Annotated in this window: 19 protein-coding genes, 1 pseudogene and 2 riboswitches; of the genes and pseudogenes, 10 read left to right on the forward strand and 10 right to left on the reverse strand. The window is 68.1% G+C overall.

Translation table 11 applies throughout. The features are described from left to right. Nucleotides 1-10 precede the first annotated feature (10 nt). The 3 genes from gcvT to GXW76_RS25750 form a co-directional block, all read right to left on the reverse strand. Nucleotides 11-1,120 (reverse strand): glycine cleavage system aminomethyltransferase GcvT, encoded by a 1,110-nt coding sequence (gene gcvT, locus GXW76_RS16080; protein ID WP_211863108.1) that lies wholly within the window; start codon nt 1,118-1,120, stop codon nt 11-13. Nucleotides 1,121-1,167: 47 nt separating this feature from the next. Next, a riboswitch (glycine riboswitch) is annotated at nt 1,168-1,258 on the reverse strand. 3 nt (nt 1,259-1,261) lie between these two features. Continuing rightward, nucleotides 1,262-1,353, reverse strand: a riboswitch (glycine riboswitch). Nucleotides 1,354-1,403: 50 nt separating this feature from the next. After that, the gene (locus GXW76_RS25745) at nt 1,404-1,934 is read right to left on the reverse strand and encodes a histidine phosphatase family protein (protein WP_338150979.1); all 531 of its coding nucleotides are present in this window, start codon (nt 1,932-1,934) and stop codon (nt 1,404-1,406) included. A gap of 35 nt (nt 1,935-1,969) precedes the next feature. Then, nucleotides 1,970-2,512: a hypothetical protein gene (locus GXW76_RS25750; RefSeq protein ID WP_246514426.1), complete on the reverse strand. Its 543-nt coding sequence runs from the start codon at nt 2,510-2,512 to the stop codon at nt 1,970-1,972. Between the two features lie 100 nt (nt 2,513-2,612). On the opposite strand from GXW76_RS25750, the gene ispH reads away from it, so the two are divergent. Genes ispH through GXW76_RS16105 form a run of 4 tightly spaced genes read left to right on the forward strand, consistent with a single transcriptional unit; the run spans nt 2,613 to nt 5,767 of the window. Then, nucleotides 2,613-3,569 carry a 4-hydroxy-3-methylbut-2-enyl diphosphate reductase gene (ispH, locus tag GXW76_RS16090; RefSeq protein WP_211863110.1) on the forward strand — a complete coding sequence of 319 codons (957 nt, stop codon included), beginning with the start codon at nt 2,613-2,615 and terminating at the stop codon, nt 3,567-3,569. Next, entirely contained in the window at nt 3,569-4,549 is a 981-nt protein-coding gene (locus GXW76_RS16095; protein ID WP_211863111.1) for a homoserine kinase, read from the forward strand. The genes ispH and GXW76_RS16095 overlap by 1 nt, the downstream gene beginning before the upstream one ends. Next, a complete protein-coding gene (rnhA, locus tag GXW76_RS16100; RefSeq protein ID WP_211863112.1) occupies nt 4,546-4,998 on the forward strand; it encodes a ribonuclease HI in 453 nt (150 codons plus the stop codon). The genes GXW76_RS16095 and rnhA overlap by 4 nt, the downstream gene beginning before the upstream one ends. Then, nucleotides 4,982-5,767 carry a Bug family tripartite tricarboxylate transporter substrate binding protein gene (locus GXW76_RS16105; RefSeq protein WP_211863113.1) on the forward strand — a complete coding sequence of 262 codons (786 nt, stop codon included), beginning with the start codon at nt 4,982-4,984 and terminating at the stop codon, nt 5,765-5,767. Before rnhA ends, GXW76_RS16105 begins: the two co-directional genes overlap by 17 nt. Before the next feature lie 248 nt (nt 5,768-6,015). Here the strand turns inward: GXW76_RS16105 and GXW76_RS16110 are convergent, their stop codons facing one another. The 4 genes from GXW76_RS16110 to GXW76_RS16125 all read right to left on the reverse strand — a co-directional run bounded on the left by GXW76_RS16110 (nt 6,016) and on the right by GXW76_RS16125 (nt 13,006). Continuing rightward, nucleotides 6,016-7,020: a Bug family tripartite tricarboxylate transporter substrate binding protein gene (locus GXW76_RS16110; RefSeq protein ID WP_211863114.1), complete on the reverse strand. Its 1,005-nt coding sequence runs from the start codon at nt 7,018-7,020 to the stop codon at nt 6,016-6,018. A gap of 38 nt (nt 7,021-7,058) precedes the next feature. Then, on the reverse strand, nt 7,059-10,385 hold the full coding sequence (locus GXW76_RS16115) for a carboxyl transferase domain-containing protein (RefSeq protein WP_211863115.1): 3,327 nt from the start codon (nt 10,383-10,385) through the stop codon (nt 7,059-7,061). A gap of 15 nt (nt 10,386-10,400) precedes the next feature. Next, nucleotides 10,401-11,969 carry an AMP-binding protein gene (locus tag GXW76_RS16120; protein ID WP_246514427.1) on the reverse strand — a complete coding sequence of 523 codons (1,569 nt, stop codon included), beginning with the start codon at nt 11,967-11,969 and terminating at the stop codon, nt 10,401-10,403. 125 nt (nt 11,970-12,094) lie between these two features. Beyond that, complete coding sequence (locus GXW76_RS16125; protein WP_211863117.1) at nt 12,095-13,006, reverse strand: tripartite tricarboxylate transporter substrate binding protein; 912 nt, start codon at nt 13,004-13,006, stop codon at nt 12,095-12,097. Between the two features lie 454 nt (nt 13,007-13,460). Here GXW76_RS16125 and GXW76_RS16130 point away from each other — a divergent pair, with 454 nt between their 5' ends. Together GXW76_RS16130 and GXW76_RS26265 are read left to right on the forward strand one after the other, a co-directional pair. Next, nucleotides 13,461-13,904: a MarR family winged helix-turn-helix transcriptional regulator gene (locus tag GXW76_RS16130; protein ID WP_211863118.1), complete on the forward strand. Its 444-nt coding sequence runs from the start codon at nt 13,461-13,463 to the stop codon at nt 13,902-13,904. A 136-nt stretch (nt 13,905-14,040) separates the two neighbouring features. Beyond that, nucleotides 14,041-14,238: pseudogene (locus tag GXW76_RS26265) on the forward strand (transposase); the annotation flags it as partial. Between the two features lie 262 nt (nt 14,239-14,500). Here GXW76_RS26265 and GXW76_RS25755 read toward each other — a convergent pair. After that, nucleotides 14,501-14,680 carry a hypothetical protein gene (locus GXW76_RS25755; protein ID WP_246514429.1) on the reverse strand — a complete coding sequence of 60 codons (180 nt, stop codon included), beginning with the start codon at nt 14,678-14,680 and terminating at the stop codon, nt 14,501-14,503. A gap of 71 nt (nt 14,681-14,751) precedes the next feature. Here GXW76_RS25755 and GXW76_RS16140 point away from each other — a divergent pair, with 71 nt between their 5' ends. Next, nucleotides 14,752-15,678: a class I mannose-6-phosphate isomerase gene (locus GXW76_RS16140; protein WP_211863120.1), complete on the forward strand. Its 927-nt coding sequence runs from the start codon at nt 14,752-14,754 to the stop codon at nt 15,676-15,678. A gap of 4 nt (nt 15,679-15,682) precedes the next feature. On the opposite strand, the gene GXW76_RS16145 is transcribed toward GXW76_RS16140, so the two are convergent. Continuing rightward, nucleotides 15,683-16,978, reverse strand: coding sequence for a glycoside hydrolase family 130 protein (locus GXW76_RS16145; RefSeq protein ID WP_211863125.1), 1,296 nt, complete (start codon nt 16,976-16,978; stop codon nt 15,683-15,685). Then, on the reverse strand, nt 16,975-19,395 hold the full coding sequence (locus GXW76_RS16150) for a glycosyltransferase family 4 protein (protein ID WP_211863121.1): 2,421 nt from the start codon (nt 19,393-19,395) through the stop codon (nt 16,975-16,977). Before GXW76_RS16150 ends, GXW76_RS16145 begins: the two co-directional genes overlap by 4 nt. Nucleotides 19,396-19,961: 566 nt before the next feature. Between GXW76_RS16150 and groES the strand changes: the two genes are divergently transcribed. The 3 genes from groES (at nt 19,962) to GXW76_RS16165 (ending at nt 22,459) form a co-directional block, all read left to right on the forward strand. Beyond that, complete coding sequence (gene groES, locus GXW76_RS16155; protein ID WP_211863122.1) at nt 19,962-20,276, forward strand: co-chaperone GroES; 315 nt, start codon at nt 19,962-19,964, stop codon at nt 20,274-20,276. Nucleotides 20,277-20,327: 51 nt separating this feature from the next. After that, entirely contained in the window at nt 20,328-21,974 is a 1,647-nt protein-coding gene (gene groL, locus GXW76_RS16160) for a chaperonin GroEL (protein WP_211863123.1), read from the forward strand. A gap of 203 nt (nt 21,975-22,177) precedes the next feature. Beyond that, entirely contained in the window at nt 22,178-22,459 is a 282-nt protein-coding gene (locus tag GXW76_RS16165) for a hypothetical protein (protein ID WP_211863124.1), read from the forward strand. The last annotated feature ends 167 nt before the right edge of the window (nt 22,460-22,626 follow it).

Genomic DNA, 22,626 nt, shown 5'->3' on the forward strand with positions numbered 1-22,626 from the left:
TGCGTATCCTTCAGCGAGCGTAGCGGTGGGGAACGAAGGGAGTGGGCGCGACGCGGGCCGCCAGGGCCTTGCCGCGCACCATGAGGTCGAGGGCGGTGCCGTCGGCGGCGTGCTCCGGCGCGACGTAGCCCATGGCCATCGGTCCGTTCAGGGTCGGACCGAAGCCGCCGGAGGTGATCTCGCCGATCGCCGCGCCGCCCGGGGCATGGATGGGCGTGTGGCCGCGCGCCGGCTGGCGCCCCTCGGGCTTGATGCCGACGCGCAGGCGCTTCGCGCCGTTGGCGAGTTCCTCACGCACACGCCCGGCGCCGGGGAAGTTCCATTCGGTGCGGCGGCGCTTGCCGATGCTCCAGGTCAGCGCGGCCTCGACCGGGCTGGTCGTCTCGTCGATGTCGTTGCCGTAGAGGCAGAGTCCCGCCTCAAGCCGCAGCGAATCGCGGGCGCCGAGGCCGGCCGGCTGCACGCCCGGCAGCGCCAGCAGCGCCCTGGCGAAGCGCTCGGCTTGCTCGGCCGGGACCGACATCTCGACGCCGTCCTCGCCGGTGTAGCCGCTGCGGGAGACCAGCGCCTTCACGCCGGCGATCTCGAAGGAGCCGATGCCCATGAAGGTCAGGTCGGCGATCCCCGGCGCCAGCGTCGCAATGGCGGCGACCGCCTGCGGCCCCTGCAGCGCGACCAGCGCGCGGTCGGGCAGCGGCTTCAGCGTCACGCCCGCCGGCAGGGCCGCCTGGATATAGGGCAGGTCGACATGCTTGCGGCTCGCGTTGACCACGAGGAACAGCCGGTCGCCCAGGTTCGCGACCATGAAGTCGTCCAGGATGCCGCCCGCCTCGGTCATCAGCAGGCCATAGCGCTGGCGGCCGGGCTTCAGAGCCTGCACGTCGGCGGGCGTCACGCGTTCCAGCGCGGCGGCCGCGCCTTCACCGACCAGTTCCGCCTGGCCCATGTGGGAGACGTCGAACAGCGACGCGGCGGCGCGGCAGTGCAGATGTTCCTGCATGATGCCGGCGGCGTACTGCACGGGCATGGAATAGCCCGCGAAGGGGACCATGCGCCCGCCCAGTTCGCTATGCAGCGACGCCAGCGGCGTTTCCAGGAGCGTCTCGGATGACTCGGCCACGGTTCCTCCCGCCGCGTCGCGGCGAATTGGGTTCAGTCCGTGGCCCCCCTCTGTCTGATTGACCTGAGAGATTCGGCGGGGCCGGGGCCTCGCCTTACTCCGTCGGTGCCGAGGCTTGCGCCTCGGGCTTTCCAGAGGCCCCTTCCCCGCGCGGCCCTTTTGCCTGAGCGTTTCCGGGGGCCGGTTGCGCCTTCGGCGGGGGCGTCGCCGCCCCTCTCTCCCGCGCGGGATCTACGGGGTAAGCCTTCATGGCCGATCGGGCGCACGGGCGCAACGGCGGAGGTCAGGGAACCGGCTGCCAGGCCTCGGCGACGCGTGGCGGGCGCAGGGTGAAGCGCCAGGTGCAGCCCGGCGCCGGCTGGTCGTGCGCCCGCGCTATGGGCAGGCCGGCCCAGGCGCACATCAGCAGCGTGCCGGTGCCGCCATGGCCGACCAGGGCGATGTCGCCCTCCCCGTGGCCGGCCAGGATCTCCGTCGCAGCCGCGACCACGCGGCGCTGGGCATCCACCGCGCGCTCCCAGCCCTGCACGCTGTCCTCGGGGCGGGCGAAGAAGGCGTCGGCGAGCCGTTCGAATTCCTGCCGCGGGCGGTAGCCCGTGCTGCTGCGGTCCATCTCGGCCAGTCCCGGATGGACCTGCACCGGCAGGCCGAAGGCGGCGGCGAGGATGCCGGCGGCCTCGATCGCCTTGGTTTCGTCGCTTGCCCAGACCGCGGACAGGGACGCGATTCGCGGGTCGCCGGCCAGCCGGCGCATGCGGGCGATGCCCTCCGGCGCCAGGTGCCAGCGCGGCACCGGCACCGCGGGGTCGATCACGACCTCCGGGTGGGAAACGAAGATGCCCCGCGGCGTCACCGCGGGCCGCGGCGCCGGTTCAGCGCCAGTTCGTCCGGCGTCAACTGGAAGGAGAGGCGTAGATTGTGGTTCTCCACCAGCCGTTCCTCGGCCGGGAAGTTCAGCACGACCGGGCGGCTCTGCACCCGGATGCGGTTCACATTGGCCTCGAAGGTCACCGGGGTGACGAATTCCTGGCGATCGATCACCTGGGTGTCGTCGAGGTCCGTCACCGCGATGAACCAGGGCAGGTTCGCCTGGCGCTGGCCCGCGCCCGCCGGGCCGCGCTCCACGTCGAAGATTGCGCTGACGGACACAGCCACGCCTTCCCGCCGCCGGGTGTAGTCGCAGCTCGCCTGGAAGCCGATCAGCCGGGCATCCGTCGTCATGGCCGCCAGGTCCTGCCCGGCGCCCTGCCGGAATCGCGTCAGGTCCGCCCCGTCGGCCAGCACCGTGACGCGCGGGCAGGGTGCCGGAGGGCTCGTCGAAGCCGACCCGCCGCCCGAGCAGCCCGCGAGCAGCGCCGCCCCCGCCAGACCCACCATCCATCCGCGCCGCATGAATTCCACCTTCTCGCCCCCTTTGACCCCAGGCGCCCCATCTATAGTTTGTGGCGCGCCACGGACAGGCCGCAACCTGCCCCCCCTTCCCCGGACCCCCATGACCGCCGAAAAGCCCCGCCTCCACGTCCTGCTCGCCGGCCCGCGCGGCTTCTGCGCAGGCGTCGACCGCGCCATCCGGATCGTCGAGGAGGCGCTGAAGCACCACGGCGCGCCCGTCTACGTCCGCCACGAGATCGTGCACAACCGCTTCGTCGTCGAGGGCCTCGAGCGCAAGGGCGCGGTCTTCGTCGAGGAACTCTCCGAGATTCCGGACCCGACGCGGCCGGTGGTCTTCTCCGCCCATGGCGTGCCGAAATCCGTCCCGGCGGAGGCGACGTCGCGGCAGATGTACTTCCTCGACGCCACCTGCCCGCTGGTGAGCAAGGTGCACCGCGAGGCCGAGCGCCATAGCGCGCGCGGCCGGCACCTGCTGCTGATCGGCCACCACGGCCATCCCGAAGTGGTTGGCACCATGGGCCAGTTGCCTGAAGGCGGCGTCACGGTGATCGACGACGCCGAGGCCGCGCGCGGCGTCCTGCCGCCCGCCGGCGTTCCCCTCGCCTACACCACCCAGACGACGCTTTCCGTCGACGACACGGCGGAGATCGTCGCCATCCTGCGCGCCCGCTTCCCCGACATGGAGGGACCGGCGAAGGAGGACATCTGCTACGCCACCACCAACCGCCAGGCAGCGGTGAAGGCGGTGGCCGCACGCAGCGACCTGGTGATCGTGGTGGGTGCGCCGAATTCCTCCAATTCCGTCCGACTGCGTGAAGTGGCCGAACGCGCCGGCGCGGCGCGCGCCGTCATGGTCCAGCGCGGCGGCGAGTTGGACCCCGCCATCGCCGATGGCTGCGCCACGGTCGGCATCACGGCCGGCGCCTCCGCACCCGAGGTGCTCGTCACCGAAGTGCTCGACCGGCTGCGCGAACGCTTCGACATCACCGTCGAGGACGTCACGGTCGCCATCGAGGATGTGACCTTCCGCGCCCCGCCCATGCGTGCCTTCGCCTGATGGCCGTCTATACCGAGGTCACCGACGAGGCGCTGCGCGCCTTCCTCGCCGACTACGCGCTCGGCGAACTGGTCGCCTTCCGCGGCATCGCGGAGGGTGTCGAGAATTCCAACTACGCGCTGAAGACGGAGGCGGGGGATTTCATCCTCACCCTTTACGAGAAGCGTGTGGACCCGGCGGAGCTGCCGTATTTCCTCGGCCTGATGGACCACATGGCGGGGCGTGGGCTCGCCTGCCCGACGCCGGTGCATGGGCGCGACGGCCAGTCGTTGCGGAGCCTCGCGGGCCGTCCGGCGGCGATCGTCACCTTCCTGCCCGGGGTCTGGCCGCGCCGGGTGCGGCCCGAGCATTGCGCGCCGCTCGGTCGCGCACTCGCCGAGATGCATCGCGCGGGTGAAGGCTTCGCCGTCACGCGACCGAACGCGTTGGGGCCATCGGGCTGGTCGCCGCTGCTCGACGGCTGCCGCGCGCGCGGGGACGAGGTGCAGGCGGGACTGATCGCGGAACTCGATGTGGCGCTGGCGGGCATCCTCGCCGCGTGGCCGTCGGAGGGCGCGCTGCCGGTCGGCCACGTCCACGCGGACCTCTTCCCGGACAACGTCTTCTTCCTGCCAGGCGAGGATGGCAAGCCGCGGGTCTCGGGCCTGATCGACTTCTACTTCGCCTGCACCGACCTGCTGGCCTACGACGTCGCGGTCTGCCTCAACGCCTGGTGCTTCGAGCCGGACTACGCCTTCAACGTGACCAAGGCGCGGGCGCTGCTCTCGGCCTATGACGGGGTGCGGCATTTCTCGGCGGCGGAGCGCGCGGCGCTGCCCGTGCTCTGCCGAGGTGCCGCGCTGCGCTTCCTGCTGACCAGGCTTTACGACTGGACGCACACGCCGGCGGGCGCGCTGGTCACGCGGAAGGATCCGCTGGAATACCTTCGCAAGCTGCGCTTCTTCGCGCAGGCGGACAGCGCGGCGGCGCTCGGGCTATGAGCGCGGATACGAGGCCGCTGGTCGAGATCTGGACCGATGGCGGCTGCAAGCCGAACCCTGGCCCCGGCGGCTGGGGCGCCATCCTCCGCTTCGGCGAGCACGAGCGCGAACTCACGGGCAGCGAGGCGGAGACGACCAACAACCGCATGGAACTGACCGCGGCGATCATGGCGCTGGAGACGCTGAAGAAGCCCTGCCGCGTCACGCTGCACACGGACAGCGAATACGTACGGAACGGGATCAGCCGGTGGATCCATGGCTGGGTGCGCAGCAACTGGCGCAACGCGGCGAAGGAGCCGGTGAAGAACCTGGACCTTTGGCAGCGGCTGCTCGCGGCGGCGAAGGCGCACGAGGTGGAATGGCACTGGGTGCGCGGGCATGCCGGGAACGCGATGAACGAGCGGGCGGACGCGCTGGCGACGGCTGCGCGGGATGCGGCCGTCGGTTGAGGTTGTCGGTGGCTCGATCGGCGCGCAGACGGTCGCGCGCTCCACGCCCGACGGCTACACGCTGTTCCAGTGCACCTCCGGCAGCATCACGGTCAATCCGGTGATGCCGGGCCAGGCCCAGCCGGTGGACGTGACGACGGAGATCATTCCCGTCGCGAACAACGCGCTGTCGCAGTACGGCGTGGTGGTGAATCCGGCGTCGCCCTATCGCAGCCTGCGCGACATCGTGGAGGCGGCGCGCGCCCGCCCCGGCACCGTCACCTATGGCAGCGCCGGCGTCGGCTCCATGCAGCACCTGGCGATCGAGCGCCTGGCGCACATGACCCGCGTGGAGTTCAGCCACATCCCGTATCGCGGCGCGGCGCCGGCAGTGGTGGATCTCGTCAGCGGGCGCTTCGACTTCACCATCACCAACCTCGCCGACATGGTTTCGCAGATCCGCGGCGGCACGCTGCGGCTGATCGGCATCGCGGATGCCAGCGGCTCGCCCCTCTTCCCGGAGACGCCATCCAGCCAGGCCTCCGTTCCGGAGTTCGAGGTGACGAGCTGGTATGGCCTGTGCGGGCCGCGCGGCATGCCGCGCGAGGCGATCGTCGCCCTCGGCAATGCCGCGCGCCAGGCATTGGCGGACCCGACGGTGCGGCAGCGCCTGGTCGAGAACGGACTGATCCCGGCCTATGAGGACGCAAGCACCTTCGGCGCGCGCATCACCTTGGACCGCGAACGCTGGCGCGAGGTGATCCGCGCCGCGAACATCCAGGCGAACTGATACGAAGAGGCATGGGCCGCGCGACGACACCGCGCGGCCAGCTTCGCGGAGGCGCGTGCACCTGCCTCTGGGATAGGACTTCGCGTACCCACGGCCGCATCGTCGCTTCTCGGATCAAACGCGAAGTCACCCGCACTCAATAGCATTCAGGTTTCCGGCGGCGCCGCCAGATACGAGCGCGGCGCCCGCGTTCGTCAGGGAGAGCCGCTGCGGTACGGCAGGGCTCTCCCTCGCAGCCATGGCCTCGCCTACTGCATTTGCACGCCGCCGCGGCGTATGGTTTCGCGGTTCTGTTCCGTCTCGCGCCGGATGCGATCGCTGAAATCGGCCGCGCTCAGTATGTCGATCTCGCCCTGCGCGAGCAGGAGCTGCCGGGTGCGCGGCACGGCGACCGCGGCATTGATGGCGTTCCACAGGCGCTCCTGGATGGCCCGAGGCGTTCGCCTCGGCGCGGAAACGGCGTTCCAGAAGGTGGCCGAGATATCAGGGAAGCCCGCCTCGCGCGTCGTCGGCACATCGGGCAGATCCCGCCAGCGCTGCTGCGTGGTGACGGCGATCGCACGGAGAGTGCCGGCCTGGACAAGGGGCACGACGCTCGGCGTATCGAAGATGAAGTCGATCTCCTTCGCGATCAGCGAGGCCTGAGCCGATGCGAGGCCGCGGAACGGCACATGGACCATGTTGAGTCCGGCGATGGCCGACAGCAGCTCGACGGACAGGTGCGTCAGGTTGCCGATCCCGGCGGAGCCGTAGTTCAGCACGCCCGGCATGCGCCGCGCGACCGCCACGAGGTCCTCCAGGCTCCGCACGCCGCGCATCCTTTCGGACTGCGGGTTGATCACGACGATGAACGGGCTTGCGGTAACGGGGGTGATGGGCGCGAAGTCGCGCAGGGGCTCATAACGCGCATCCCGATACAGCAACGGGTTCACCGTGATGCTGCTCGCGTTCGAAACCAGGAGCGCATAGCCGTCGGGCTCCGCGATCGCGACGCCGGCTGCAGCAAGACTGCCATTGGCGCCAGGGCGATTCTCCACGATCACCGGCTGCCCGAGCTGGTTCCGGAGCTCATCAGCGAGGATGCGCGCCGTCAGGTCGGTCGAATTGCCTGGCGGGAACCCGACGAGGATCCGGATCGGCCGGGTCGGATAGTTGTCGGCGCGCAGGGTGCGCGGCGCGGCGAGGACCGCGAGCGGCGCACCGAGCAGCAGCCGTCGCGCGACGCCAAGGCGCCGGATGTGTCGATCTGTCATTTCGTTTCCTTCCCTAAGCCCGAATCTGCCCGCAGGCGCTACCAGGTGTCGATCCAGCGCCGCTCGGCCTGCCGCAGCGTCTCGGCGGGCGGCTGCGAGAGCAATCCCTGCCTGATCCAGCGTCTTGTCTCCGCAGGGTCCACCACATCGTCGATGCTGAGATGTGGCGCGATGCGTGTTGCCTTGCCCCGTTCGTACACGGCCTGAACCAGGTCCTGGTAACGCGCCTCCCGCGCTGCCTCGTCGGTGATCGCTGCGAGTTCCTTGCGGTAGCCGAGCTTCACCTGCCCCTCGATACCCATGCCGCCGAACTCGGCGGTCGGCCAGGCGATGGTGAAGAAGGACGACTCATGGAAGCTGCCGCCGGCCATCGCCATGGCGCCGAGCCCGTAGGCCTTCCGAAGCACGACGGTGAATAGCGGCACTGACAGCCCCGCCCCGGTCACGAATAGGCGCGCCGCGCGGCGCACCAGCGCCGTCGTCTCTGCTTCAGGCCCGACCATGATGCCAGGCGTGTCGCACAAGGAGATCAGCGGAACGCCGAAAGCATCGCAGAGCCGCGCGAAGCGGCTGATCTTGTCAGCCTCCTGCGCTCCGATCGCGCCGGCCTGCACCATGGGATTGTTGCCGAAGACACCCATCGGCCGACCTTCGATGCGGATCAGCGCCGTCACCGCCCCGGCACCAAAGCGCGGGCGCAGTTCCAGGACGGAGTCCTCGTCGGCAAGGATCTCGATGACGCGCCGCACGTCGTAGGCCCGCGTCCGGCGTTCCGGAATCACATGGCGCAGGCGTGACTGATCGGCGCAGCTCCACTCGGAAACCGTCCCCTGGAAATAGGAGAGGTACTTCTTCGCCGCAGCCACCGCCTCGGCCTCGTCCCGCACGAGGATGTCCACCACGCCGCGCTCGGCATGCATCGGTGCCGGTCCGACATCCTCCGGGCGCACCACGCCAAGGCCGGCGCCTTCGATCATCACCGGCCCACCCATGCCGATGCTCGCATCCTCGGTCGCGATCACGACGTCGCAGCAGCCCAGCAGGGCCGCATTGCCGGCAAAGCAGCGCCCCGCGGCGATGCCCACGAGCGGAACGAGGCCGCTCAAGCGCCCGTAGTTCCAGAAGGTCGGATTCCCGAGGTTCGGCGCGCCGATATAGTCGTCATCGGGCGGCCGGCCGCCGCCGCCCTCCGCAAAGATCACGACCGGCAGGCGCGCCTTCTCTGCGAGCTTGAAGACACGGTCATGCTTCTTGTGGCCGATATAGCCCTGGGTGCCGGCAAACACCGTGTAGTCGTAGGACGCGACCATGCACCGGCTGCCTTCCGGGCCGAACAGCGCGCCGTTCACGCCGGCCAAGCCGCAGATGAATCCGTCTGCCGGGCTGATGTCCCGCAGATGTTCAAGATCGTACCGGCTGTGCCGCCCGGCCACCGCGAGCGGCGCATATTCCGTGAAGGTGCCCGGGTCGCAGAGGTCGGCGATGTTCTCGCGCGCAGTCCGGAGCTTCGTCTTCCGGCGCTTGGCGACGGCTTCGGGCCTCGCCTCGTCGAGCAGCCTTCGATGAAGGTCGAGCACCTCGGCGAGATCGGCACGCACCGCGGTCTCGTCGCAGTCGGTCGCGGCATCTTCCTCGCCCGCATCTTCCGATGACGGCGCGAGCCGCAGGATCACCTCTTGGGGCTCCAGCATGCTGCCGCATTCGGCCAGCAGAGCCTCGATCACGCCGGCAGAGGGCGCGACAATCGTCATCTCCATCTTCATCGCCTCGACGACAGCGAGCTGCTGGCCGCTTCGCACGGCCTGGCCCGGCGTGACGGAGATGTCGATCAGCCGGCACCGCATCGGCGCCGCGACGAGGGACGGATCGTCCGCCGCGGGCGCGGCTGCCCCCTGCGGCCCCGGGTCGTTCCGCCCCTCGGGGCGCGGCAGCACGTCGCCGAGCCCGGCAGCGGGGCGTGCCAGCACCTCCTGGTGCCGTTCGAGGAAGTCCGTCGTGACAGCCCAATCGCCGAACCGCGGCAGGTCGAGCAGGTTTCGCAGCATGGTCAGGTTGGTCGGGATTCCGGCGATACGGAACTCGCGCAGCGCCCGCCGCGAGCGTTGCAGCGCGTCGCCGAAATCCGGGGAGGCGCTGTGGCAGACGACCTTGGCGAGAAGGGAGTCGAAGTTGCGACTGGGCGCGAAGCCGGAATAGGCGAAGGTGTCGACGCGGATCCCCGGACCGGAGGGGATATCGAAGGCCTCGAGACGGTCGCCGCCGGCCTGCGGATGGCCTGAGGCCTCCATCGTGACGCGCAGTTGGATGGCATAGCCGCGCGGGGCCGGGATCCGATCCTGCTCCAGCCCCAGATCGGCGAGCGTCCGACCCGCGGCGACCTGAAGCTGAGCCTTCACGAGGTCGATGCCGGTCACTTCCTCGGTGATGGTGTGCTCGACCTGAAGGCGAGGGTTCGCCTCGATGAACACATGGCGATCCTCGCCCGAGACCAGGAACTCGAAGGTGCCGAGCCCACGGTAGGATGCGGCCGACGCCATGCGCAGCGCCGCCTCCGTCAGGGCCTGGCGCAGCGTGGGCGACAGGGAGGGGCTTGGGGCGACCTCGACGACCTTCTGGTGTCGCCGCTGGATGCTGCAATCGCGCTCGCCGAAGCAGGCGACTGTGGTGCCATCGCCAATCACCTGCATCTCGATGTGCCGCGCGTCGGGGATGAGTTCCTCGACGTAGAGCGCGCCATTGCCGAACGCCGATCGCGCCTCGGACTCGCAGCGCGCGTAGGCCTCCGCCAGTTGCCCGGCCTCCCGCACCTGGCGCATGCCGCGCCCGCCGCCGCCCGCGACCGCCTTCACCATGACCGCAGCGCCGGGTCCGAGGCCGGCCATGAAGTCCGCCATCGCCTCGAGGCTGGTCGGCCCATCCGTCCCGCGCGGGACGGGGACGCCATGCTGACGGGCGAAGACACGCGCCGTGGACTTGTCCCCGAAGAGACGCAACTGAGCAGGCGCCGGCCCGACGAAGATGAGCCCGGCTTCGGTGCAGGCTTGAGCGAAATCGGCATTCTCGCTGAGAAAGCCGTAGCCCGGATGGATCGCCTGGCACCCCTGCGACTGCGCCAGGGCGATCAGCTGCGCCCCATCGAGATAGGCGGCAGGGCCATGGCCGCGAAGGGGCACGGCATCCGCCACCGCGAAGCGGTGCATGGAGGCATCGTCATCCTCGGAATAGACGGATACCGGCCGTAGCCCGAGTTCGGTTGCCGCGCGGGCGATGCGAAGGGCGACCTCGCCACGGTTGGCGATCAGCAGCGCGTCGAAGGGCCGCGTCGCCGCAGCACCGAAGTCCATCATCAGGCGAGTCTCCATCATTCTTCAGCCCGGGGCTCACAGCCTCTCGCGTCGTATGCGGACGCCGGCCGCTTCCCTGTCCCAGGTTCCCTCGGCCACCCCCTCATCACGCAGGGGCTGCTTCTGGATCTTGTGCGAGGCCGTCTTCGGCAGCGCCGCGACGCTGCGGACGTAGCGGGGGATCATGAAGTGGGGCAGGCGCGGCTCGAGGAACCGAAGCAGTTCCAGCGGGTCGACGACGGCGCCCGGCGTCGGGACGAGGACGGCCATCAGGTCCTGCTCGCTGTCCTTGCTGGGCACACCGATCACCGCGGCCTCGGCCACCGATGGGAAGGCCAGCACTTCGGCTTCGACTTCGAAGGAGGAGATGTTCTCCCCGCGACGCCGAACGGTGTCCTTCAGCCGATCGACGAAGAAATAGTTGCCGGCCGCATCGCGCGAGAAGCAATCCCCGGTATGGAACCAGCCGTTCCTCCAGGCGCCGGCCGTTGCCTCGGGATTCCTGTGATACCCGCTGGTCAGCGCCCATGGCGTTTCGTGGCGAACCACCAGTTCGCCTCGCATGCCCGCCGGAAGCTCACAGTCGTTCTCGTCCACGATCCGGAGCTCGAAGCCCGGCCGCACCCTGCCGCAGGTGCCCTGGGCCTTGGGGTTCGGCTCGGTGACCAGGGGCGCGCCGAGCTCGGTCATGTTGTAGACGGAGTAGACGTCCACGCCGAACCTCGTGGCGAAGGCCTCCTGCTCATCGAGCGGCGCGATGATGACGTTTCGCAGCGTGTGGTCGCGGTCTTCATCGGACGGCGGCTGGCCGACGAGGAACTTGGCCATCGCGCCCATGAGCGTCGCGCTCGTCGCCCGGGTCCGGCGCACCGCCGGCCAGAAGGTGTCGGTGGTGAAGGGCCCGGCCATCGCGACCGAGCCACCGCAGAAGAGCATCCGGTTGACGCCGGTGATGCCGCCCTGGTGGTAGAGCGGCAGCGTCATCAGGCAGCGGTCCTCGGCGCTGAGAAAGGCCGCGCCGACGGCGATCGTGTACTGCTGGAAGTAGGATTGGCAGACGCCCTTGGATGGGCCGGTGGTGCCGGAGGTGAACACGATGCTCTGGGTATCCCAGGGCATGATCTCGCGGTCCGGAACCGGCGCTGCGCCGCCGGCATCCAGGATGTCCGAAGCGGGGCGCCAGCCCGGAGGCGGCGCGCCTTCACCCCCGACCACGACGCATCGCGGCGGCAGCGCCGCGCCCGCGGCGAGGCGACCGATCAGTCCATGATGGGCGATCAGCATGGCGCCGCCGGCGATCGCCAGGACGGTGTCCACGATCCGGCCGCGATAGGCCGTGTTCACGGGCACGAAGACAGCGCCGAGATGATTGATGGCGAACCAGAAGACCAGGGCTTCCGGCCCGTTGGGAAGCCAGGTCACGACATGGTCGCCCTGGCGGATGCCCGCCTGATGCAGTCCGGCGGCCGCACGGAGGACGCGCTCCCGGAACCCGACATAGGTCCATTCCTGCCCGTCGTCGAAGACGGCGAAGACGCGGTCCCCACATGAATCCGCCCAGTGCCGCAGGCGAAGCTGCGGCATCATGGCATCGGGCGGCGGCATCCTGGGGTCGATGTAAGGCTGCGCAACACCATTCATGGCCTTCGGACCTCTTGGCGGATGATCGGCGACCGGCGGATGCGGGACGGTCCGGGCGCGGCGCGTGCGCCTTCGGCTGTCCGAGGGCTTCAGTTCCGCGGAATGCCCAGACGACCGATGAGGACGCGCTCGCGCTCGAACTGCGCGGCGGCCCAGTCGCGATATTCGGCGGCCGACCGGAACCAGATCGATTGATAGAGCGTCGCGATCAGCCGGCGGTTCTCGTCGTCGTGCATGGCTTCGCCGAAGGCGTCCTGCAGGCGCGCCACGACGTTCGCGGCCATGCCCGGCGGCCCCACGATGCCGTAGGGTGCCGTGTGGACCAGGTCGTAGCCGGACTCGCGCACGGTCGGCAGGTTCGGCAGCGCGCCGAGCCTCTCGGGATCGAAGCACGCCAATGCCCGCACCTCGTTGCCGTCCAGCCCGGCGATGCCGGCGAGCGTATTCACGCCCGCCACGGTATGCCCGCCGAGCACGGCGGCATTGATCTCGCCGCCGCCGCGATACGGAACGTGCAGGGTGTCGATGCCGGCGGCCAGGCTGAGGTCCGCCATCGCGATGTACTGGGAGGAACTGACACCTGGCGTGCCGTAGCTGAGCCGGCCCGGATTGGCCTTCGCCCAGTCCAGCAGCTCCTTCAGGGTCGTGAAGGGCGCGTCCTTCCTGACCAGGATAACGAAAGTGTACGACCCGAGGCCAGCGATCCAGGTCAGGTCCCTGAGCGGATCGTAGTCCACCTGCTGCATATGCGGCTGGCGCAGCAGCGGCGCCGTGGAGGCGCCGATCGTGTAGCCGTCCGGGCGGGACGTGCGCGCCATCTGGATGACCGCGGCGGTTCCCGCCCCTCCGGGCCTGTTCTCGACGATGACCGGCTGGCCAAACTTCCGGCCGACGAGTTCGGCGAGCTTGCGATACTGGCTATCGGTACCACCGGCACTGTACGGGACGACGATCTTGACCGGGCGGGAGGGGAATTCGTCCGCCTTCCCGATGCCGGGCACCGCCAGTGTCGTGAGCGCCGCGCCCCCGAGGAGGGTCCGCCGGCCGAAGCCGGCGCGAAGAGTTCCTTGCCCGTTCATAACGTCCCCTACCCTTGCCCGTTGCCGAGGCGCCGTGCCTCGTCCCGGAGGCGATGCGTGGCGGCAACGCAGTCTTCCGAATGGACGAAGCCGGCGAGCGGCCCGGAGCCATTTTGGTTAGCAGGTGTATCGTTATCTAGGTTATCTATATGTCGCAACCCCCTCCCATGCGCGTGTCCGCAGGCGGAGAATGAGGGGCTGGCACGGCGATTGGACATGAGGAACAAGGCGAGGACGGTGCCGCATGTTGGCCGTTGGAGGATGAACAGTGGCGAACCCACCTGATCCGGACGCCGCAGCGCGGTCTCCCCGGGAACGCGGGAAGGATGGGCGGGAAGCCCGCCGCTCGACATCGAGGCGATCCGATGAGTTCCGCGTGAACTACCTGATCCACGATACCTCCCGGATCCGCAGGATGCTGTTCGACCAGGAGATGCGGCCCCATGGCGTGACGCACATGCAGTGGACAACGCTGGCGCAGCTTTCCCGCAGCAAGACGGGCGCCATGGCGCAGGCGGACCTGGCCGCCCTGCTCGGGGTCGGCAAAGTCGCGGTCAGCAGGATGATCGATCGCATGGTGGCGAACGGTCTCGTCGAGAGACGGCCGGACAGGGATGATCGGCGAGTCAACCTGATCCATCCCACCTCCAAGGCAGAGGGCATCCTGAACCGCATGACCGAAGTGAGCCGGAAACTGAATCGCGAGTTGCTGGAAGGTCTGTCCGAGGAGCAGATCTCCGCGATGGAGCATGCGCTGGCGACGATTAAGAAGAACGCCAGGAATCTGCTCCGGAGCGAAGAGGTCACCGAAGAAGGCTGAACGGGTGGGTCGGTGGGCGGCGATCATGCCCGGCGCGTTTCGGGTGCCAAGCCGCCGCGGCGGAGTCTTATCCGCCATCGGTCAGGGCGTGCAGCGGCTGGGAAGTGACCTTCCCCCCGAAAGGGATCCGTCTGAGATGAGAGAGTTGTCCTTCTTGGAAGGAGGCGGGACGCCGAAGAAGCGTCATACGGCGGAGCAGATTATAGGGTTGCTGCGGCAGGCAGAGGTGGAACCGGCCCAAGGTCGGAGGGTGGGGGAGATCTGCCGCGGCCTGCGTGTTTCGGAAGCGAGCTTTTATCGCTGGCGGGCTGCGTATGGCGGCTTGGCGGCACGAGGCCGGCGTCCTGTGCCATGCCGCGGGCAAAGAAGATCAGCATCTTGCGGTGATCGTCATCGACGGCATCCCAAATGCGCAGGTACTCGTCGCGTTGCTCCGACCCAGGCTCGCGGCCCGGCACACGCTCTGCACTCGGCGTCTTCACACGCTTGCTCATCGTCTGCTGCCTCCACGCGTGGCTGTGTCGAGCATGAAGTCCGCTGCACGGCACGCCAAAGTCTTTCGTCAGACGTCTATTTGATCGCACTCAGTTTGCGTCTCACCGGAAATCACGCGTCTGGGGCATCTTCGCGCGACGCGAGCCGGGCTCCGGCCGCTTCACCTCATCGGCGCGACCCAGCATCTGCTCCGCCCGGGCGCCATCCTCCTGGCCATCGATCGCATCCAGCGTGACGAGCAGATCCGACCGATCGATCGGCCGTGACGCGGTCAGATGCAAGATCAGCACCTCGGCGTGCTTGTTCTCGCGCTCGATGCGCCCCAGATCTCTCTGTAGCAACTTCTTTCCAGATGAAGCTGGTACTCATGAGCCGCGTGGCCCTACGCATCATACCCACGCTGGTCGAGAGAATCTGGGGTCGTCCAGACCTCGGGCTCTGGGTTGACGCGGTCCCTACAGCCGTCGGCTCCTTCATAGGTGAAGCTTGGCTGAGTGACATCAACTGCGAGATCGAGACAGGCGGGACGCTCGGCGACCACCTCGCACGCTGCCATGCAGGCCGCACCGGACCCCCATTGCTCGTCAAGCTTCTCTTCACGTCGGCGCCGCTATCGGTGCAGGTCCACCCGACGGACGCCGTGGCCCATGCGTCGGGCACGCTCGCTTCAGGTAAGGACGAGGCCTGGCACATCCTGGAAGCAACACCCGACGCCCAGGTTTGGGTTGGCTTCCAGGAATCAGTCACCGCCAGCGTGCTTCGCGCGGCCTCGGCGGATGGAACGGTGCTTTCGCTGCTGCATCAGCATGCGGTTCGCGTCGGTGAGACTCTCCTGATCCCTGCCGGCACGGTGCACGCGATCGGCGCCGGCCTGGTGCTTCTGGAGGTGCAGGATCCGATCGATGTCACCTACCGCCTTTTCGACTACGGACGGCCGCGCCCGTTGCAGATCGATGAGGCACTGTCGGTCGCCGATCTCCGTCGCTCCCGCGTTGTCATCGGCGCCGCGACGAACGCGGCGCTACAGACCCTGGCTGTCGCGCCGCGCTTTGTGCTTGAGCGACTTGAGACCGCTGACGGTTTCACGCTGCGGCCGGACAGCAGTCGCGAGCATATCCTTGTGCCCCTCGCGGACGGCGCCACGATGGATGGTCGCGCCCTGGCGCGCGGCGCGGCCGTGTTCGTCCCGGCGATGAGCAACCCCGTCAGATTTGCCGGTGCGGCACTCGCGATACTGCATCCTGGCCCCGGCCCAAGCCCCTGCCTCGCGATGGGCTGAGCCGTCAGCCCATTGCGTCGAGCAGATCCGCTATGGGCATCACGGCAAAGCGCGTGGCGGTATCTGAGGTCGCATAGGGCAGCATCAACCTTCCTGCATGCACCAACGAACCGCAGGAATAGACGACGTTCGGCACATAGCCGTTTCGCTCGCCCCCGATCGCCGTCAGCAGAGGCTTGCGCAACCGCGCGATCATCCGGCTCGGATCGTTCAGGTCCAGCAGCGCCGCGCCAATGCAGTAGCGACGCATCGGGCCCACACCATGGGTGATGACAAGCCAACCTTCCGGCAGTTCGATCGGGCTGCCGCAATTGCCGATCTGCACGAATTCCCAGGGCTCCGCCGCGGAGAGGATTTCCGTCGCGTCGTTCCAGACGTGTAGGTCGTCGGACGTGACCAACTGCAGCGTCTCACCATCCGAGCGCGCCAGCATCGCATAGCGCCCACCAATGCGACGCGGGAACATCGCCATGCCCTTGTTGCTGACCGCATCCCCACGCAGCGGTATGAAGGAGAAGCGGCGGAAATCGTCGGTCCGCAGCATCTCGGGCGCGATCTCCCGCCCGGAATAGGCGGTGTAGGTGGCGAAGTAGGTAACGCGACCGTCATCTTCGACGAAGCGGACCAGACGCGCATCCTCGATGCCGTTGCGCTGCTGCTGGGTGATCGGAAAGATGACGCGCTCGCCCAGCTCCGTGCCGGGTTGAAATGTCACATCGTAGGCATCGGCCAGCCGCGCTGCGGTGCTGCGCCGTGGGGTCGTGGCGAAGCGGCCCGGTGGATCAAGGCGGATCTCGCCCGCCCCGGTGACCGCGCCGGAGCAGAAGCAGATCGAGCTGATGTGGCCCTCGCCAGTGGCTCGGAGACTCATCACGAAGCGCAGTTCATCCGCATCAAGCCCCGTCTGGTCTGGATGCGGGACGATCGACGGGTTGAACAGCGCGGTCGATTGGAAGCTGTACTCGTTGCTGAAGAAGGCGCCGATCAGCAAACGTCGTGCCTCGATCGGGTCGTCCGCCAGGCCCAGCAGGTCGCGGATCTGGGTGTAGCGCTCGGCGAAGGCGGTCGCGAGGTCGGCATGGCGCGCACCAAAGTCGCGTAGCGTTGTCGCGAACTCCGCTTCGACCGCTGCCGCGTCCATCGCCAGGATCCGGTCGATCAGGCGCGTCGCGCGCAGCAGGTCCGACCGGTGCAGGTCCCGCGGATCGAGGGCGGAGAGAAACGGACGCAGGATGACCCGGGCAGGGTCGGGTTCGATCAGGGTCGGCAGCCTGACCAGGCCGGCATAGCCGTCGGTCACTCGGCGACCTGCACGAAGCCGTCCGCAAGGCTGAGTGACGCCGCATTCAGCGCAGCGCGAAGCTCCGTCGAGGCCATCAGGAAGGCAAGCGTCGACTCCGCACCCTGGTTTCCGTTCACGCGGTCGCATAGCAACCCGTCGCAGCATCCGCCGGTGCTTGCGTCGTACAGCGGCTGCCCGAGGTCGTTGTCGCCGAGAAACCAGGCGAAGGCGCGCTGGGCCTCGGTGAGCCAGACGCCGTCGCCGGTCACGCGCCAGGCCTCGAGGCACGCACTGATGGTGGCGGCAGCCTCAAGCGGCTGCTGGTCGTACACCGCGCGTTCTTTGCCGCGGCGCCAGAAGCCTTCGGAGCCGATCGGGCGGAAATGCCCGGCCTCAGCGGTTTGGGCCTCGCAGAGCCAATCGAGCGCCTCGATGCCGAGCGTGGCCCATTCCGGCCGTCCGGCCTGATGCCCGGCGGCGATCAGTGCCTGCGGCAGTCGGGCGTTGTCGTAGGATGCGATCTCCTCGAACCAGGTCCAGCCCGGGCGTCGATTGCCGCGCAGATGATCGTAGAGCCGCTCCGCAAGGGTCGTCCGCAGCCGCGCCAGGCGCAGATCCTCCGGCCGTGTCGCGAGGGCTTCGAGAGTACCCAGCAGGGCGAAGGCCCAGGCGCGCTGGGAGGTCAGCGCGAGTACTGGCGGCGCGGCCCCTTCGAGCAGTCCATAGGCCCAGGCACGATGCGACGCGTCGGCGGCATTCGCCGCAACGGTTCCGATCGCCCAGACAGCGCGCCCGTGACTGTCGTCGGAGCCGACCACCTCGAGCCAGCGCCGGTCATAGGCCATGAAGTTGCGGAACCGCCCAGCCTTGGCATCCCAGGCGTGCTGGACGAAGGCTGCCGTGATGCCGAACAGGTCGCCCGCGGGGGGTGGTGCCGTGCGACCGGCGGTCAGCTGCGTGGCGAGGATCAATCCGCGGGCGTTGTCATCGAGACAATAGCCATGCGCGCGGTCGATGATCGCGAGCGTCGCGTGCTGTGCGAGGCCGGTCGGGTCCAGCAATTGTGCGAGATGCGCAAGGTTCACCGGCGGGACGACGTCGCCCTGCGGCGAAGAGCCCGGCCGCAGCGGCGCCACGACGCCAGCCATCTTTGCCACAGCCGACGCCTGTCGCGGCTTTGCACGATGCGACGCTTCCAGCCTTACCTGATCGAAGACATCGCGATAGCGCTCGCCGATGCGCGACCATCGCATGTCGCGTCCGAGCATATAGGCCGTCTCACGCATCGCCCGCAGCCGGTCAGGATCGGCGAGCAGCCCCACCACCGCTGCAGCGATGGCCGGTGGATCGGTGAAGGGCACCAGCACGCCGCGCCCCTCCGCCAACAGTTCCGCGGCGTGCCAATAGGGTGTCGAGACCACCGCCTTGCCCATCCCGAAGCTGTAGGCGAGCGTGCCGGAGACGCTCTGCGCTTCATTTAGATATGGCGTGAGGTAGATATCTGCCGTGGCGATGGCGCGTGTCAGCGTCGGCAAGTCGACGAAGCGGTCGAGGAAGCGCACATGGTCGCTCACGCCAAGCTGCGCGGCCAGGCGCTTGAGGGAGTCGCGATGCGCCTCGCCTTCGCGTCGCAGGATATTTGGGTGGGTGGCGCCGACCACCAGGTAGAGCGCATCCGGTCGGTGCGTGACGATGGCGGGCATCGCGCGGATGGCCTGTTCGATGCCCTTGCCGGGAGACAGCAGCCCGAAGGTGAGCAGCACAGTCCGCCCAACGGCATCGAATTCGGCCTTATGCCCAGCGGGCGGATTCTCGGCCGGCGTCTCCGGAATGCCGTGCGGGATCACAGTGATGCGGTCGGCCCGCACATCGTGGACGCTGGTCAGAATCCGCTGCGACCGTTCGGTCATCACCACAAGACGATCGGCATGGCGGATGACCTCCTCCATCACGCGGAACTGGCCGCGCGTGGGGCGGTCCAGCACGGTGTGCAGGGTCGCGACCACCGGCATCGTCGCACCTTCGAGGAGGGTCAGCACCCGCTCCCCGTCGCGATCGCCGAATATGCCGTATTCGTGCTGGACGCAGAGGACGTCGGCGTTCACCTCGCCGAGGAACTCGGCAGCGCGGCCAAAGGCGCGCGTGTCGTTCTCGGGGATCTGGAGCCAGACCTCTGACGGATAGGCGTGACTGGCACCCGTCTCCGTCATCGCCAGGACGAAGCATTCGGCGCCAGGCAATGCGCCGGCAACGGCGGTCCGCAGGTCGCCCGTGAATGTGGCGAGGCCACACATTCGTGGAGGATGGTTTCCGAGGAATGCGATGCGATGGAGCGGCGGGGCGGAAGGAATCATTGTGGCGCGGCTCCTGCTGCTGATTCGGCTAGCGGATGGTGTTGAATCCAATGCGCGCGACACCTGCTCCGTTCGCGGCATTACCGCTTCCAACCTCCGTCTCGCGCGATTGGCCGAGCGCCGGGCGTCGTCTTCGAAGACCTGCGTCAGGTGAGGTTCGCGAGAACCACGGGCGCAAACACGCCCATGCGTCGGCACCCCGCGCAACGGATCAAGCTTGGCAGGAAAACGTGCACCGGGCTCGATCGTGAACGAGAGCGCAGGCCGGACCGCACGAGTCTGACGTTACGCAAGTGGTGCGCCAGCGCGTGATCTACAACCCTACGCGCGACGGTTGGCGGAAATGAGCGGTGTCGTTGCCTCCGATCAGTTGGCCGACAGGTAGCCGAGCTCACAGCGTGCTCCAGCTTCTGATGCACGTTCACCGACGCTGGCTTGTCGGCTGAGAATGGCTGGGCAAGATCTGAGTCGGTGTTGACAAACGCACCCTCGCTCGCAGCGAGGATGGCGCCGAATGAATCATGGACATTCGGGTCGGGAAGGCCCAGTTGATTAGCACTCTGCCCGTGAGAGTGCTAGGCGCCTGCCAACGCGGCGCGCGCTCGCCGCAGCGGGGCAATCCACAAGAAGCTTAAGGAGAGGGCCGCATGACCTTCCGTCCCCTGCACGACCGCGTTCTCGTTCGCCGCATCGAAGCGGAAGAAAAGACCCGCGGCGGCATCATCATCCCCGACACCGCCAAGGAGAAGCCGCAGGAAGGCGAAGTCGTCTCCGTCGGCGCTGGCACCATCAACGAGAAGGGCGAGATCCGCCCGCTCGATGTGAAGGCCGGCGACCGCATCCTGTTCGGCAAGTGGTCGGGCACCGAGGTGAAGCTCGATGGCGAAGAGCTCCTGATCATGAAGGAGTCCGACATCATGGGCATCCTCGAGGGCTCCGCCGAGGCGAAGAAGGCCGCCTGAGGCGCCGCTTCGTCCGACCCCCGACACACAGACATCAAGAGGTAAACACACATGGCTGCTAAGGACGTGAAGTTCGGCGCCTCCGCGCGCGAGCGAATGATTCGCGGCGTGGACATCCTGGCCGACGCCGTGAAGGTGACGCTGGGCCCGAAAGGCCGCAACGTATTGCTCGACAAGAGCTACGGTGCCCCACGCATCACGAAGGACGGCGTGACGGTCGCCAAGGAAATCGAACTGACCGACAAGTTCGAGAATATGGGTGCGCAGTTGGTGCGCGAGGTGGCCACCAGAACCAGTGACACGGCTGGCGATGGCACGACGACGGCGACGGTCCTGGCCCAATCGATCGTCCGTGAGGGTGCCAAGGCAGTGGCTGCCGGCATGAACCCGATGGACCTCAAGCGCGGCATAGACAAGGCCGTTGCACTGGTCGTCGCGGACCTTGAGAAGAACAGCCGGAAGATATCGAGCTCGGCCGAGGTCGCCCAGGTCGGCGCGGTTTCCGCCAACGGTGACACAGAGATCGGCGAGATGATTGCCAAGGCGATGGAGAAGGTCGGCAAGGAAGGTGTCATCACGGTCGAAGAAGCCAAGAGCGTGGAGACCGAACTGGATATCGTCGAGGGCATGCAGTTCGACCGCGGCTACGTCTCCCCGTACTTCATCACGAATGCGGAGAAGATGATCGTGGAGATGGATGACCCCTACATCCTGATCTTCGAGAAGAAGCTGTCTGGCCTTCAGGTGATGCTTCCGCTGCTTGAGGCGGTGGCTCGGACGGCTCGCCCATTGCTCATCCTCGCCGAGGACGTCGAGGGCGAGGCGCTGGCCACCCTGGTGGTCAACAAGCTGCGCGGCGGCCTGAAGGTCGCGGCGGTGAAGGCGCCGGGCTTTGGTGATCGCCGCAAGGCACTACTCGAGGACATTGCAATCCTCACCAGCGGCCAGGTGATCAGCGAGGATCTCGGCATCAAGCTCGAGAACGTCACGCTAGAGATGCTGGGCCATGCCAAGACCGTGCGGATCGAGAAGGACAACACGACGATCATCGACGGCGCCGGCAAGAAGGACGACATCCAGGGCCGGATTGCTCAGATCAAGGCGCAGATCGAGGAGACCACCTCGGACTACGACCGCGAGAAGCTGCAGGAGCGCCTGGCGAAGCTGGCCGGCGGCGTAGCCATCATCCGCGTCGGCGGCTCGACCGAGGTCGAGGTCAAGGAGCGCAAGGACCGCGTCGATGACGCGCTGCATGCGACCCGTGCGGCGGTCGAGGAAGGCATCGTCCCGGGCGGCGGCGTGGCCCTGCTGCGCGCCTCCCAGAAGCTGGCTGGCCTGAAGGCGGACAACGCGGACCAGCAGGTCGGCATCGAGATCGTGCGCCGCGCGATCCAGGCGCCGATCCGCCAGATCGCCGAGAACGCCGGCAAGGACGGCGCCGTGGTCGCCGGTGAGGTGCTGCGCACCGACACCTACGAGTACGGCTACGACGCGCAGTCGGGCGCGTATAAGGACTTGGTGGCTGCCGGCATTATCGACCCGACCAAGGTCGTCCGTTCCGCATTGCAGGGAGCGGCATCGGTCGCTGCCCTGTTGATCACCACCGAGGCGATGGTGGCGGAGCGGCCAGACCGGAACGCTTCAGCAGGTGGCCCGCCTGGCGGCGGCATGGGCGGGATGGGCGGCATGGATTTCTGACTGTTGTCCCGACCATCTGCGATCTCGGGAGGACGGGTCGAAGGGCCCGTCCTTCCATGCCGGGGAGAAGGCTGCACGATCAAGCCCTGGGATTAAACGCCTGGCTTTTCGGATCGCCGGGGCAAGGCAATGCGCGGCCACGGCGATCCAGGCGAGCGAGCAGCACCAGGCCGCCTGTCGCCGAGATGACTGATGCGACGAGGATGCCCAGTTTCGTCCTGGGCGACGCGACGGATGCGCTCGACCCGCCCTCGGCCGATGTCATGCTGCGCCTCATCGTGGAATTGCTGCCGCTGGCCGGCATCGTCCTGATCGGGCGGCACCCAGGGTCGGCGGAGATCTTCAGCCGGCGGCTGACGCTGGAGCGCGCGGCCGACGGCGACATCCTGCTCAATGAAGTCTACGCACGGCGTCAGGCGGCGAAGGCGCCGCGCCCCAGGCTGCTCAGCGTCATCGATTGGCTGCGCGAGGGATACGGGCGCTGATGGGAACCGCGCCGGCGGATCAAGGTCCCTGAAGCGGCGTCAGCGCTCCCGCGGCTCATCGGGTAGGTGGAAGCTCTTCCGCTGCACCCAGCGGAAGCCCTCATGCTTCGTGATGGTCGCAATCTCGACCGCTCCGCCAACGGATTTCGGCAGGAAGACGGCGAAGC

The organism is Neoroseomonas soli (genome assembly GCF_018129065.1).
Taxonomy (GTDB): Bacteria; Pseudomonadota; Alphaproteobacteria; order Acetobacterales; family Acetobacteraceae; genus Neoroseomonas; species Neoroseomonas soli.